Source organism: Nocardiopsis alba DSM 43377 (assembly GCF_000341225.1).
Taxonomy (GTDB): Bacteria; Actinomycetota; Actinomycetes; order Streptosporangiales; family Streptosporangiaceae; genus Nocardiopsis; species Nocardiopsis alba.
Genome location: NZ_ANAC01000007.1, coordinates 44,373 through 57,573 on the forward strand (window position 1 = coordinate 44,373; position 13,201 = coordinate 57,573).

The following is a 13,201-nucleotide window of genomic DNA, read 5'->3' on the forward strand; positions in this document are numbered from 1 at the left end:
GTCCTCGCCCTGTGTCACGATGTGGCGCGTGGCCGAGGAGGGCGTCGAGCAACGGCGACCGTGTGGCCGGACAGGCGACCCGCCCGGATCGGTGTGGACGTCGAGGAGGTCCAGGGGATGGAAGAGACGATGAGCACCGGTTCCGGACACGCCGCCGACGGCCACGACCTGATCCGCGTGCGGGGCGCGCGGGAGAACAACCTCAAGGACGTCGCCGTCGACCTGCCCAAGCGCAGACTCACGGTGTTCACCGGGGTCTCGGGATCGGGCAAGAGCTCGCTGGTGTTCGACACGATCGCCGCCGAGTCGCAGCGGATGATCAACGAGACCTACAGCACCTTCGTCCAGGGGTTCATGCCGCGCACGGAGCGGCCCGACGTGGACCTGCTCGACGGATTGACGACCGCGATCATCGTCGACCAGGAACGGATGGGCTCCGACCCCCGCTCCACGGTCGGTACCGCCACCGACGCCAACGCCATGCTGCGCATCCTCTTCAGCCGGCTCGGAACCCCCTACGTCGGTCCGCCCGGGGCGTTCGCCTTCAACGTGCCCTCGGTCAAGGCGAGCGGCGCCATCACGGTCGAGCGCGGGGCGAGGAAGGCGGTCAAGGCGACCTTCAGCCGGACCGGCGGCATGTGCGTCACCTGTGAGGGCCGCGGCACGGTCTCCGACATCGACCTCTCGCGCCTCTACGACGACACCAAGGCGATCTCCGAGGGCGCCTTCACCATCCCCGGATGGAAGTCGGACAGCTTCTGGACCGTGCGTCTCTACGCCGAGTCGGGGCTGGTCGACCCGGACAAGCCGATCCGCGAGTTCACCGACAAGGAGAGGTGGAACCTCCTCCACCACGAGCCCGTCAAGGTCAAGATCGACGGGGTCAACCTCACCTACGAGGGGCTGATCCCCAAGATCCGCAAGTCGTTCCTGTCCAAGGACCGGGAGGCGATGCAGCCGCACATCCGGGCGTTCGTGGACGAGGCCGTCACCTTCACCACCTGCCCCGACTGCGACGGGACCCGCCTCACCGAGAGGGCGCGCTCATCGCGGATCAGAGGGGTGAACATCGCCGACGCCTGCGCGATGCAGATCAGCGATCTGGCCGACTGGGTCCGGGGGCTCGACGGGATCGAGGAGAGCGCCGAGGCCGGAGGAGGCGAGGCGCGCGGCACGGTGGCCCCGCTGCTCACCACCCTGCGACGGACCCTCGACTCGTTCGTGGACATCGGCCTGGGCTACCTTTCCCTGGAACGTCCCTCGGGCACCCTGTCGGGCGGCGAGGCCCAGCGCGTCAAGATGATCCGACACCTGGGCTCCTCCCTCACCGACGTCACCTACGTCTTCGACGAGCCCACCATCGGCCTGCACCCCCACGACATCGGTCGGATGAACGAACTGCTGCTGAACCTGCGGGACAAGGGCAACACGGTGCTGGTCGTGGAGCACAAGCCCGAGACGATCGCCATCGCCGACCACGTCGTCGACCTCGGACCCGGGGCCGGGACGGAGGGCGGAAGCGTCGGTTTCGAGGGGGACGTCGAAGGACTGCGCTCCTCCGGCACCCTCACCGGACGCCACTTCGACGACCGGGTCCGGGTCAAGGAGAGCACGCGCACGCCCACCGGGGTCCTGCCGATCCGCGGCGCGAAGGCCAACAACCTGCGCGACGTCGACGTCGACATCCCGCTGGGGACGCTCGTCGTGGTCACCGGCGTGGCCGGCTCCGGCAAGAGCTCCCTGGTGCACGGCTCGATCTCCTCCGACGCGGGCGTGGTCTCGATCGACCAGGGCGCGATCCGCGGTTCCCGACGGAGCAACCCGGCCACCTACACCGGGCTCCTCGACCCGATCCGCAAGGCGTTCGCCAAGGCCAACGGGGTCAAGCCGGGACTGTTCAGCGCCAACTCCGAGGGGGCCTGCCCCAACTGCGGCGGGATCGGGGTGATCTACGCCGACCTGGTGATGATGGCCGGTGCCACCGTCACCTGCGAGGAGTGCGAGGGGCGGCGGTTCCAGGCCTCGGTCCTGGAACACCGCTTCGGTGGACGCGACATCGCCGAGGTGCTCGCCATGTCGGTGGCCGAGGCCGAGACGTTCTTCGGCGCCGGTGAGGCGAGACTGCCCGCCGCCCACCGGATCCTGGGCCGGCTCTCCGACGTCGGGCTCGGCTATCTGCACCTGGGACAGCCGCTCACCACCCTGTCCGGAGGCGAACGCCAACGGCTCAAGCTCGCCACCCACATGGGCGACAAGGGCGGCGTCTACGTCCTGGACGAGCCGACGACCGGCCTGCACCTCGCCGACGTCGAACAGCTGCTGGCCCTCCTGGACCGGCTCGTCGACTCGGGGAAGTCGGTCATCGTCGTCGAACACCACCAGGCGGTCATGGCGCACGCCGACCACATCATCGACCTGGGCCCCGGCGCCGGACACGAGGGAGGACGGGTCGTGTTCGAGGGGACCCCGGCCGAGCTGATCGCCGCGCGCTCCACCCTCACCGGCGAGCACCTGGCGGCCTACGTCGGCGCCTGAGAGCCCGTGTCGTCGGGGCGGGTTCCGCGGACGGGCCCGGCCCGGTCGAGGTCGTCGCCCCGCTCCAGCGCGATCACCCAGGCGAAGGCGGTCTCCACGTCGTGGACGGTGGGGACCCCGATCGGGTCCGGTGGACGCCGCACCACCACGACGGGGACGTCCAGCTCCCGAGCCGCCGCCATCTTCGGCCAGGTGTAGGTGCCGCCGGAGTCCTTGGTGATCAGAACGTCCGCCCGGTGCCCGGTCATCAGCGCGCGTTCGCCGTCCAGGGTGTAGGGACCGCGGCTCGTCACCACCCGCCAGGCCGCCGGGGGAGCGGGCTCCGGCACGTCCACCACCCGGGCCAGCACCGCGCGGTCGCCGAGGGCCGGGACCAGCCGGGACAGCTCCTGCCGACCGACCGTCACGAACGGACGCGCCCCCAGCGCGGCCGCCCGCTCCGCGGCCTCCTCGTGGGTGTCGACGTAATGCCAGGCCGGGTCGGGCTCCCAGCCGGGACGCTGCAATCGCAGCAGGGGAAGCCCGTCGTGGGCGGCCACCGCGTTCGCGCTCATGCCCAGGGCGAAGGGGTGGGTGGCGTCCACCACCGCGTCGTAGTCGACCAGGGCCGCGCGCAGTCCGGCCACACCGCCGAAGCCGCCGATCCGCACCTTTCCCACCGGCAGACGGGGGCGCGCCACCCGGCCGGCCAGCGACGACGTCACGTCCACCCCGGCCTCGACCAGCAGCGCGGCGAGCTCACGGGCCTCGGAGGTCCCGCCCAGCAGCAACAGCCTCATCGGGCGCTCCCCGCCGTGCGAGCGGGCGGGCCGCCGGGCGCCAGGACGGGCATGGGCTCGGAGCCGCCGGAACGGGCCAGCTCCAGCAGCGCGTCCACGTCCAGGTACCGCTCCACCAGATCGGCGAGCAGGTCCACCCGTCGCTCGCGCGCGGCAGGGAAGTCCACCCCCGACGGCTCCTGGTCGAGCGTCTCGGCGAGGAAGGCCGAACGGAAGGCGTCCCCCTCCAACGCCCCGTGCCACATGGTGCCGAACACGACGCCCGAACGGGCCCCGCCGGGGAAGGCCTCCACGCCGTCGCCCACGGTGATCCGGCCGTGATGGATCTCGTAGCCGTCCACGGGCGCCCCCAGCGCCTCGCCGGACGGCAGCCTCAGTGTCTTGTCCGGGGTGAAGTCGGTGCGCACGTCGAGCAGGCCCAGCCCCTCCGCGTACGCCCCGGGTTCGGCCTCGACCCCCTCGGGGTCGTGGACGCCCCGGCCGAGCATCTGGAACCCGCCGCACACGCCGAGCACCGGCCGCCCCCGGCGGGCGTGCTCGACGATCGCCGCGTCCAGCCCCCGCGAACGCAGCCAGGCCAGGTCGGCGAGGGTGGACCGGGTACCGGGCAGGACCACCAGGTCGGCGTCGGCGATGTCGCGCGGCCCCGAGGCGAAGACCACGTCGAGCCCCGGTTCCAGACCGAGCGCGTCCACGTCGGTGAAGTTGCTGATCCGGGGCAGACGCACCACGGCCACACGGCGGGCCGAGACCCCGTCCGCGCGCCGTCCCTCCAGGTCGAGGGCGTCCTCGGAGTCCAACCACAGCCGCGAATCCCACGGCAGGGTCCCGTACACGCGACGTCCGGTGAGCCGTTCGAGGTCCTCCAGCCCGGGCCGCAGCAGCTCCGGGTCCCCGCGGAACCTGTTGATCACGAAACCGGCGATCAATTCCTGGTCGGCGGGTTCCAACAGCGCCACCGTCCCGTACAGGGCGGCGAAGACCCCGCCCCGGTCGATGTCGCCGACCACCACCGTGGGCAGACCCGCGTGCCGGGCCAGGCCCATGTTCACGTAGTCGCCCGCCCTCAGGTTGATCTCGGTCGGGCTGCCCGCCCCCTCGGCGACCACGACGTCGTAGCGGGAAGCGAGGTCGTCGAAGGCGGTGTGCGCGGCCTCGGCGAGGTGGCGGCGGCCCTCCTCCCAGTTCGAGGAGGAGACCTCCCCGGCCGGATGGCCGAGCAGGACCGCGTGGCTGCGCCGGTCGCTCCCCGGTTTGAGGAGTACCGGGTTCATGGCCGGCTCCGGCAGGGCGCGGGCGGCCAACGCCTGCACCCACTGCGCCCGACCGATCTCCGCGGGGCGGCCGTCGGGGCCGTGACAGACCATGGAGTTGTTGGACATGTTCTGCGCCTTGTACGGCGCGACCCGGACACCACGGCGGGCGAAGGCCCGACACAGGGCGGTGGTGACCACGCTCTTGCCGGCGTCGGAGGTGGCGCCGGCGACCAGCAGTCCGGACGCCCCGACGCGCCCCGTACCGTTCCCGCTCACCCGTTCCTCCTCAGCAGCGCGGTGTCCATCACCCAACCGGCCCTCTCCCGTGCCCGGCGCCGGGCCTCCTCGATCCGGGGCAGCACGTCGCCGACCCGGCCGGCCACCAACTCCTCGGAGTCGGTCCCCAGGTTGGCGCCCCACCACAGGGACCATTCCTCCAACCCCTCCAGACCGTGCCGGCCGGTCAGCATGACGACCAGGTTGTCCTGGCCGGACTCCACGGCCTCGCGCAGCCGACGGGCCGGGGTGATGTGGACCGGGCTCCCCACCTCGTGCAGCACGATCCGATGCCGCGCGGCCAGGAGCTGGGGCGCCCCGATCCCGGGGAGCACGTCGTAGTCCAGCCGCACGTTCCCTCGCCCGGCGATGGCCGACACGATCCGCAGGGTGGAGTCGTACAGGGACGGATCCCCCCAGACCAGGAACGCGGCGGTGCCGCCGCGCTCCGCCAACACCCGCTCGAAGGCGACCACACGGGCCCGGTGCCAGTCGGCGACGGCGGCCCCGTAGTCGGCGGGATCGTCACGGTCGCGTTCGGGATCGGGGACCTCGACCAAGGGGAGGTCGAACGCGTCGCAGACACCGCGACGCAGCGCGAACAGGTCGTCGTCCCGACGTTTGCGGGCCGCCACCGCGTAGTCGCAGCCCTCCAACGCCTCGGCGACCTCCCGGGTCAGATGTCCGGGCCCCATACCGATGCCGAGGATCCGTACCCTCATTCCGCCCGTTCCTCCAGGTCCCCCTCGACCTCCAGGTAGACCTCGGTCAGGGCCTCGAGGGTCTCCGGCTCCGGCTCCGCCCACAGGCCGCGCCGCGCCGCCTCGTGCAGACGCTCGACGATGCCGTGCAACGCCCACGGGTTGGACCGGCGCAGGAACTCCTGCGTCTCGGCGTCCAGGACGTACTCGGCGGCCAACCTCTCGTACATCCAGTCGTGGACGACCCCTGCCGTGGCGTCGAAACCGAACAGGTAGTCGACGGTGGCGGCCAGCTCGAAGGCCCCCTTATAGCCGTGCCGGCGCATGGCCTCGATCCAGCGCGGGTTGACCACCCGGGCCCGGAAGACCCGCGCGGTCTCGTCGGCCAGGGGGCGGGTGCGGATCGCGTCCGGTGTGGTGGAGTCGCCGACGTAGGCCTTGGGCTCGGTGCCGGTCAGGGCCCGCACGGTGGCGATCATGCCGCCGTGGTACTGGAAGTAGTCGTCGGAGTCGGCGATGTCGTGCTCGGCGCTGTCGATGTTCTTCGCCGCGACCTTGATCCGCCGGTAGTTGGCGCGCATGTCGTCGGCGGCGGGAACCCCGTCCAGACCACGACCGTAGGCGAAACCGCCCCAGTTGGTGTAGACCTCGGCGAGATCGCGGTCGTCACGCCAGTTCCCGGACTCGACCAGCTGGAGGATGCCCGCCCCGTAGGAGCCGGGCGCGGAACCGAAGATCCGGGTGGTGGCGCGCCGCCGGTCGCCGTGCGTCTCCAGATCGGCGAGCGTGTGCGCCCGCACGAAGTTGAGCCCCTCGGGTTCGTCGAGGTCGGCGACCAGGTTCACGGCGTCGTCCAGCATGGCGACCACGTGCGGGAACGCGTCACGGAAGAAACCGGAGATGCGCACGGTCACGTCGATACGCGGCCGGCCCAGCTCCTCCAAGGGCACCACGTCGAGCCGGTGGATCCGTCGGGACGCCTCGTCCCACTCCGGGCGCACGCCCAAGAGCGCCAGCACCTCGGCGATGTCGTCGCCGGACGTGCGCATGGCCGAGGTCCCCCACACCGACAACCCCACCGACTCCGGGTAGGTTCCGGTCTCCTCCAAATGGCGGCGGAGCAGGGAATCGGCCATCGCCTGCCCGGTCTGCCAGGCCAACCGGGAGGGGACGGCGCGCGGGTCCACGGTGTAGAAGTTGCGGCCGGTCGGCAGCACGTTGACCAGCCCGCGCAGCGGAGAGCCCGACGGGCCCGCCGGCACGAAACCGCCGTTCAGGGCGTGCAGGACGTGGTCGAGTTCGTCGGTGGTCCGGGCCAGCCGGGGCACCACCTGTTCGGCGGCGAACTCCAGGACCGGACGCACCTCCGGGTCCTCGCTCCGGTCGATCACGGCCGCCGGATCCCAGCCGGCCTCCTCCATCCGCTCCACGAGATCGCGGGCGATCGCCTCCACCCGGTCGACCTCGACTGTGGGAGCGTCGTCCTTCAACCCCAGGGCGGAGCGCAGACCGGGCAGGGCGCGACCGACCCCGCCCCAGACCTGGGCGGCGCGCAGGATCGCCAACACCAGGTTCACCCGGGCCTCCCCGGCGGGCGCGTCGCCGAGCACGTGCAGACCGTCGCGGATCTGGGTGTCCTTGATCTCGCACAGCCAACCGTCGACGTGCAGCAGGAAGTCGTCGAACTCCTCGTCGTCGGGACGCTCCTCCAACCCCAGGTCGCGGTGGAGCTCGGCCGCGCGCATCAGGGACCAGATCTCGCCCCGGACCGCCGGCAGCTTGGCCGGGTCCATGGCGGCGATGTTGGCGTGCTCGTCGAGAAGCTGCTCCAGCCGCGCGATGTCGCCGTAGCTCTCCGCCCGGGCCATCGGCGGGATGAGGTGGTCGATGACCGTGGCGTGCGCGCGGCGCTTGGCCTGCGCGCCCTCGCCCGGGTCGTTGACCAGGAACGGGTAGATCAGCGGCAGGTCGCCCAGCACGGCGTCCGTGGCACAGGAGGCCGACAGCGCCGCGTTCTTCCCCGGCAGCCACTCCAGGGAACCGTGCTTGCCCAGGTGGACGACGGCGTGGGCGCCGAAGCCGTGCTCCAGCCAGCGGTAGGCCGCCATGTAGTGGTGGCTCGGTGCCAGGTCCGGATCGTGGTAGATGGCGATCGGGTTCTCCCCGAAGCCGCGCGGGGGCTGCACCAGGACGACGACGTTGCCGGCGCGCAGCGCGGCCAGGACGAGCTCCCCGTCGTCGTTCACGTACAGCCGGCCGGGGGCGGGGCCCCACGCCTCGACCATCTGCTCCTTGAGGGCCTCGGGCAGCCCCTCGGTCCAGGCCGCGTACTCCTCCGGGGAGATCCGCACGTGGGCCTCGGTGAGCTGGGCGGAGGTCAGCCAGTCCTCGTCCTGACCGCCCGCGGCGATCAACGCGTGGACCAGGGCGTCGCCGGCCTCGGTCTCGTCCTCCAGGTCCAGTCCGGGCAGGTCCTCGGGGGAGCCCAGGTCGTAGCCCTCCGCCCGCAGCCGGCGCAGCAGGCGCACCAGCGAACGGGGCGTGTCCAGCCCCACCGCGTTCCCGATGCGCGCGTGCTTGGTGGGGTAGGCGGACAGCACGACCGCGATCCGCTTCTCCTCGACCGGAACGTGCCGCAGCCGCGCGTGGGCGACGGCGGTCCCGGCCAGCCGGGCGCAGCGCTCGGGGTCGGCGACGTAGCGGGGCAGACCGTCGCGGTCGATCTCCTTGAAGGAGAACGGGACGGTGATGATCCGGCCGTCGAACTCCGGGATGGCGATCTGGCTCGCCGAGTCGAGCGGGGTGACGCCGTCCTCGGAGGCCTCCCAGGCGGCCCGAGAGGAGGTCAGGCACAGCCCTTGCAGGACGGGCACGTCCAGCGCGGCCATCCGCTCCACGTCCCAGGCCTCGTCGTCCCCGCCGGCGCTCGCGGACGCGGGAACACTGCCGCCCGCCGCCAGCACGGTGACGATCAGGACGTCGAGGTCGCCGAGGGCCTCGTACAGTTCGTCGGGCGCCGAGCGCAGCGAACCGGCGAACACCGGGACCCCGACGGCCCGACCGGTCGCGTCGACGGCGTCGGCCAGGGTGTGCGCGAAGGCGGTGTTCCCGCCGGCCTCGTGCGCCCGGTAGTAGAGGATCCCCACACGCGGCAGATCCGGGTCCACGGGCCGGTCGCGCTCGGCGAAACCCCACGCGGGCAGGGCCAGCGGAGCCTCGAAACCCTCACCGGTCAACAGCACGGTGTCCGACAGGAAGGAGTGCAGCCGACCGAGGTTGGCCGGCCCTCCCTCCGCCAGGTAGCGGTGGGCCTCGGTCGCCACCCCGATCGGCACGGTGGAGTGCTCCATCAGCTCGGCGCTGGGCTGCTGCTCACCGCTGAGGACGATCAGAGGGGTGCCCCGTTCACGGACGGCGGCCAGACCGGGCCACAGGTCGTGCGGCGACCCCAGCAGCCGCACCACCACCAGATCGGCGCCGTCGACGGCGCCGGTGAGCTCCGCCTCCGTGGCGCGGGAGGGGTTCGCCCACGTGTACGCGGCACCACTGGCCCGCGCGGAGAGCAGATCGGTGTCGGAAGTGGACAGCAGAGCGACCCGTGCCGTCATGGCCGGTTCCTCCCTCGGGGTTCTCGCCCCATCGGCGGTCGGATCGCCCGAGACCAGTGTCTGGCTGACCTCCGTCATGGAGGTTCACAGTGGCGGAACCGCCCCGGACTCACACCGGGTTCCTGAAGCCACGGGCAAAGGATCATCACTGTAACCGGCGCCCCGGGTCCACACGTGCCCGGGTTCCCGATTTCGTCTCCATGGAGGAGGCCCCGGACCGGCCGCTCGGGTTTCCTCCCGGAACCCCGGCGACGGTCCGACCACCCCCGTTACGATGGTCCGGCCCTTCGAACGCCCCACCGACCGGCCCCGCCTCACCGGATCGCGAGCGGATCGAAGACCCCGGATCGAAGAGAGGCGTCGATTGCACGGCCCCGACCACACCGACGACCCTCTCGGAGACGAGGCCTTCACGGTCCTCGGTCGAAGGCTCTCCGCCCGCTACGTCGAACTGCACGACCGGGCCGTGGACGAGTACGAACGGCGTTGCTGGGAGGAGCGCGTCATCGACCTGCGCGAACGTAGGAGATCGGTGGCCTCGGACGACGTCGAGACCAGGAACCGCTACGTCCGCGAGTGGACGGCCCTGCTGGCGGACCTGCTCCTTCTCGACGAGGAGTGAGCCCCGGGGAGACACCGTCGAAGACGTTCCGCGACAGCGCCTCTCCGGAAGGGGCTCTCTCCGGGCGGGACTCAGGGCCGGACGAGGACCTTCAACGCCTCGCGGGCGTGCATCGCCCGATACCCCTCCGGGGTCCGCTCCAGATCGACGGACCGGTCGAAGACCAGGCCCGGCTCGACCCGCCCCTCCAACACGTCGGGCAGCAGCTCCTCGATGTAGGAGCGCACCGGGGTCGGTCCGCCGGTCAGGGTGATGTTGCCGCCGAACACCGTCGAGAAGCCGATCGGCGCCCGTTCGTACTGCGGTACGCCCACCCGGCTGACCACACCGCCGGCACGGACCACCCCCACGGCGGTCTCGTAGGCGTCCAGGTGGCCCACCGCCTCCAGGACGGTGTGGGTACCCTCGCCGCCGGTCAACTCACGGACCCTCTCGATGCCCTCCGGACCGCGTTCGGCGACCACGTCGGTGGCGCCGAACCGGCGCCCCAGGTCGGTGCGGTCGGTGTGCCGGCCCATCAGGATGATCCGTTCGGCCCCCAGACGGCGCGCCGACAGCACGGCCAGGAGCCCCACGGCCCCGTCGCCGACCACCGTGGTGGTCTTCCCGGGCCGCACCCCGGCGGTGACCGCGGCGTGGTGGCCGGTGGTGTAGACGTCGGCCAGGGTCAACAGAGAGGGCAGCAGGGCCGAGTCCTCCTCCACCGGAAGCCTCACCAGGGTGCCCTCGGCGTGGGGGACCAGGACCGCCTCGGCCTGGGCCCCGCTGAAGATGCCGCCCTCCGGGCAGGAGGTGTGCAGCCCCTCCCGGCAGAGGGCGCAGGTGTTGTCGGCGTAGGAGAACGGAGCGACCACCAGATCGCCGCTCTTCAACCCGGTGACGTCCCAGCCGGTGTCCTCGACCACCCCGATGAACTCGTGCCCCATCGGCAGCCCCTCCGGTACGGCGGGCATCGAACGGTACAGATGCAGGTCGCTTCCGCAGACACAGGAGCTCACCACCCGCACGACCGCGTCGGTGCTCGCTCTCGGCTTCGGGTCCGCGACGGTCTCGACCCGGACGTCCCCCGCCCCGTACATCACTGCTGCGCGCATCTCGTCTTCCCCCGTGGAAACTCGTGGCATGGTCGGAAGCGCACCCCTCGACCCTCGCGCACGGCGGGGCACTCGGGTGCGCTCGTCCCAGCAAACTAGGTTTCGCGGTCCCGTGTGGGAGAAAGTCGTAACCCGCATCGACGGTTCCGGCGGCCCGGATACCCTGTCGCCCATGCCCCAAGGGAAAGAGACGCCCTTCGAGTCCTCCGCGACCCGGATCCCGGGTGGCCCGGGGTGGTCCATGGACCACCGGGCCCGGAGCCTGGCGGGGCGGGGCCCCGAGGGCACCGCGTCCTGAGAACGCGAGAGGCCCCGCCCCCGGTCAGGGGCGGGGCCCGCGGTGGCGACCGCGACCCGATCAGCCGACCGGGTTCTCGGCGAGGGCCCTGGCCTCGACCTTCTCCTTGATCAAAGCCATCTCCTTGGGGATATTCCGCTCCAGGTTGCGGGTCATCTGGGCGTCGTCCACCGGCGCGGTCGGCTTCAGGGCGAAGTCGTGGCACCAGGTCATGAGGACCCCGTCGGGGCGGTCCTCGTACGTCCACTCGATGTTCATGTACTGGAACGCCCCGGTCTCCACCCGGTGGGCGCGCGCCACACCGGCGGCGCGGTCCATGACACGTTCGGACACCCAGCTCCACACCCGGCCCTGCTCGTCGGGGCGCTTGGTGAGACGGAACCGCACGATGTCGTCCTCCTTGTGGAGGATCTCCACCGACTCGTGCTCGGTGAAGAGCTCGGGCCAGGAGGCGACGTCGTTGGTCATCTCCCAGACCAGGTCGTAGGGGGCGTCGATGAGGATGCTGCTCTCGGTACGTCCGGGCACGACGATCACACCCCGTCCGCGGTGACGACGTCGCCCTCGGCGACGAAGGCGATCAGAGCGGTGGGGGAGGGCACCAGCTCGGCGTCCGGGCCCAGCTTGCGGCCCACACGGCGCTCGATCTCGGCGATGATGCCGAGGACACCGAGCGAGTCGACGCCCAGCTCCTCGAAGGTGCTCGTGGAAGCGGTCGCGACGTCGGTCCTGACCCCGGCGCAGATGGAGACCAGCTCCACCAGCTCCTCGATCGTGATGTTCCTCTGGGACATGTTCCTCCTTGGAATTCCTGTTTCAGGCGTGTTCGGGATGCTTGAGGACGACCGCCGAGTTGGCGCCGCCCATGCCGCGCGACAGCACCAGGGCGGTGCGCGGTCGAGCGGGTCGGGGGACCCGGACGACCAGGTCGAGGCCGAAGGGCGCGTCGAGGACATGGGGCGTGGGCGGGATGATCCGGTGCTCCAGGCTCAGAACGGCCGCGGCCACGTCCAGGGCGCCCGCGCCGGCGTAGGCCCGGCCGAAGCCGGTCTTCGGGGCGGTCACGGCCACCCCCTTCGGGAAGAGTCGGCGGATCGTGGCCACCTCGTCGGCGTCGGCCTTGGGCAGGCCCACGGCGTCGGCGAAGACGACGTCCACCTCCTCGGGGGAGACCCCGGCGCGTTCCATCGCCTGCCGGGCCGCCCACAGCAGACCCTCACCGCCGGGGTCGAAGACGCCGACACCCCCGAAGGTGCTCGCCTGCCCAGCGACGACGGCCCGGATCCGGGCCCCGCGCTCCCGCGCCACGTCGGCCCGCTCCACCAGGGCCACGGCGGCCCCCTCGGCCGGGACGTGACCGGTGGCCCCCTCGGTGAAGGGGACGTAGGCCGTGGTGGGGTCGACACCCGGACTCAGGACCTCGGATCCGACCTGGCAGGCCAGTGAGAACGGCGACCCGATCGGCGCCTCGGCGCCTCCGACCAGCATCGACGAGGTACCGCGACGCAGGGTCCGCGCGCTCTGTCCTAGGGCGTCGAGCATGCCCGGCTCGTCGGTGACCAGGACACCGCACATGCCCTTGAGCCCGTTGCGGATCGATACCTGTCCGGTGCTCGCGGCGTAGAACCAGGCGATGGACTGGTAGGGGCCGACCCGGTCGGGGCCCTCGCTCCACAGAGCCTCGATCTCGCGCTGGCCGAACTCCACGCCGCCGGCGCCACTACAGATCAGCGCACCGGTCGCGTAGGGGTCGACGGAGGTGTCGACGCCCGAGTCGCGCAGCGCCTCCTCGGCGGCGACCAGCGCGAACCGGGTGAAGGCGTCGGTCTGGACGACGAAACGTCCCTCGATGTGGTCGTAGGGGTCGAACCCGGGCACCTTCCCGCCCAGGTGGACGTGGAAGCCCTCGGTGTCGAAGTCGGGGATCGGGGCGATGAGCGTGCGCCCCTCGACCAACGCCTCCCAGTACGCCTCGACGCCCAGACCCGCGGGCGAGACCGTGCCCAGGCCGGTGATCACCGTGTCCATGGTC

At 71.7% G+C, this 13,201-nt stretch carries 11 protein-coding genes and 1 riboswitch; of the genes, 3 read left to right on the forward strand and 8 right to left on the reverse strand.

Annotation, left to right across the window (positions count from 1 at the left end):
- The first annotated feature begins 117 nt into the window (after positions 1-117).
- Positions 118-2,535: an ATP-binding cassette domain-containing protein gene (locus D451_RS0105490; RefSeq protein WP_026124847.1), complete on the forward strand. Its 2,418-nt coding sequence runs from the start codon at positions 118-120 to the stop codon at positions 2,533-2,535.
- Here D451_RS0105490 and D451_RS0105495 read toward each other — a convergent pair.
- From D451_RS0105495 to cobN, 4 genes are read right to left on the reverse strand one after another with little or no spacing between them, the layout of a single operon-like run.
- Positions 2,520-3,314 (reverse strand): cobalt-precorrin-6A reductase, encoded by a 795-nt coding sequence (locus D451_RS0105495; RefSeq protein ID WP_017533702.1) that lies wholly within the window; start codon positions 3,312-3,314, stop codon positions 2,520-2,522. The two genes, D451_RS0105490 and D451_RS0105495, sit on opposite strands and share 16 nt — an antisense overlap.
- Positions 3,311-4,846 carry a cobyric acid synthase gene (locus D451_RS0105500; protein ID WP_017533703.1) on the reverse strand — a complete coding sequence of 512 codons (1,536 nt, stop codon included), beginning with the start codon at positions 4,844-4,846 and terminating at the stop codon, positions 3,311-3,313. The genes D451_RS0105495 and D451_RS0105500 overlap by 4 nt, the downstream gene beginning before the upstream one ends.
- On the reverse strand, positions 4,843-5,568 hold the full coding sequence (cobF, locus tag D451_RS0105505) for a precorrin-6A synthase (deacetylating) (protein WP_017533704.1): 726 nt from the start codon (positions 5,566-5,568) through the stop codon (positions 4,843-4,845). The genes D451_RS0105500 and cobF overlap by 4 nt, the downstream gene beginning before the upstream one ends.
- Positions 5,565-9,155 (reverse strand): cobaltochelatase subunit CobN, encoded by a 3,591-nt coding sequence (cobN, locus tag D451_RS0105510; protein ID WP_020379937.1) that lies wholly within the window; start codon positions 9,153-9,155, stop codon positions 5,565-5,567. The genes cobF and cobN overlap by 4 nt, the downstream gene beginning before the upstream one ends.
- 34 nt (positions 9,156-9,189) lie before the next feature.
- Positions 9,190-9,303, reverse strand: a riboswitch (cobalamin riboswitch).
- A gap of 216 nt (positions 9,304-9,519) precedes the next feature.
- On the opposite strand from cobN, the gene D451_RS0105515 reads away from it, so the two are divergent.
- Positions 9,520-9,777, forward strand: coding sequence for a hypothetical protein (locus D451_RS0105515; RefSeq protein WP_017533706.1), 258 nt, complete (start codon positions 9,520-9,522; stop codon positions 9,775-9,777).
- Between the two features lie 71 nt (positions 9,778-9,848).
- Here D451_RS0105515 and D451_RS0105520 read toward each other — a convergent pair whose 3' ends face one another.
- A complete protein-coding gene (locus D451_RS0105520; RefSeq protein ID WP_026124849.1) occupies positions 9,849-10,871 on the reverse strand; it encodes an alcohol dehydrogenase catalytic domain-containing protein in 1,023 nt (340 codons plus the stop codon).
- 172 nt (positions 10,872-11,043) lie between these two features.
- On the opposite strand from D451_RS0105520, the gene D451_RS28765 reads away from it, so the two are divergent.
- A complete protein-coding gene (locus D451_RS28765; protein ID WP_267880671.1) occupies positions 11,044-11,169 on the forward strand; it encodes a hypothetical protein in 126 nt (41 codons plus the stop codon).
- A 60-nt stretch (positions 11,170-11,229) separates the two neighbouring features.
- Here the strand turns inward: D451_RS28765 and D451_RS0105525 are convergent, their stop codons facing one another.
- Genes D451_RS0105525 through D451_RS0105535 form a run of 3 tightly spaced genes read right to left on the reverse strand, consistent with a single transcriptional unit; the run spans position 11,230 to position 13,197 of the window.
- Positions 11,230-11,706, reverse strand: coding sequence for an SRPBCC family protein (locus tag D451_RS0105525; protein WP_017533708.1), 477 nt, complete (start codon positions 11,704-11,706; stop codon positions 11,230-11,232).
- Complete coding sequence (locus D451_RS0105530; protein WP_014910174.1) at positions 11,703-11,963, reverse strand: acyl carrier protein; 261 nt, start codon at positions 11,961-11,963, stop codon at positions 11,703-11,705. Before D451_RS0105530 ends, D451_RS0105525 begins: the two co-directional genes overlap by 4 nt.
- Before the next feature lie 22 nt (positions 11,964-11,985).
- Positions 11,986-13,197, reverse strand: a complete 1,212-nt coding sequence (locus D451_RS0105535) for a beta-ketoacyl synthase N-terminal-like domain-containing protein (protein WP_026124851.1) — start codon at positions 13,195-13,197, stop codon at positions 11,986-11,988.
- Between the last annotated feature and the right edge of the window lie 4 nt (positions 13,198-13,201).

Coding starts and splice junctions, on each gene's coding strand:
- D451_RS0105490 (WP_026124847.1), top strand. CDS start 118: ATGGAAGAGACGATGAGCACCGGTTCCGGACACGCCGCCGACGGCCAC.
- D451_RS0105495 (WP_017533702.1), bottom strand. CDS start 3,314: ATGAGGCTGTTGCTGCTGGGCGGGACCTCCGAGGCCCGTGAGCTCGCC.
- cobF (WP_017533704.1), bottom strand. CDS start 5,568: ATGAGGGTACGGATCCTCGGCATCGGTATGGGGCCCGGACATCTGACC.
- cobN (WP_020379937.1), bottom strand. CDS start 9,155: ATGACGGCACGGGTCGCTCTGCTGTCCACTTCCGACACCGATCTGCTC.
- D451_RS0105520 (WP_026124849.1), bottom strand. CDS start 10,871: ATGCGCGCAGCAGTGATGTACGGGGCGGGGGACGTCCGGGTCGAGACC.
- D451_RS28765 (WP_267880671.1), top strand. CDS start 11,044: ATGCCCCAAGGGAAAGAGACGCCCTTCGAGTCCTCCGCGACCCGGATC.
- D451_RS0105530 (WP_014910174.1), bottom strand. CDS start 11,963: ATGTCCCAGAGGAACATCACGATCGAGGAGCTGGTGGAGCTGGTCTCC.
- D451_RS0105535 (WP_026124851.1), bottom strand. CDS start 13,197: ATGGACACGGTGATCACCGGCCTGGGCACGGTCTCGCCCGCGGGTCTG.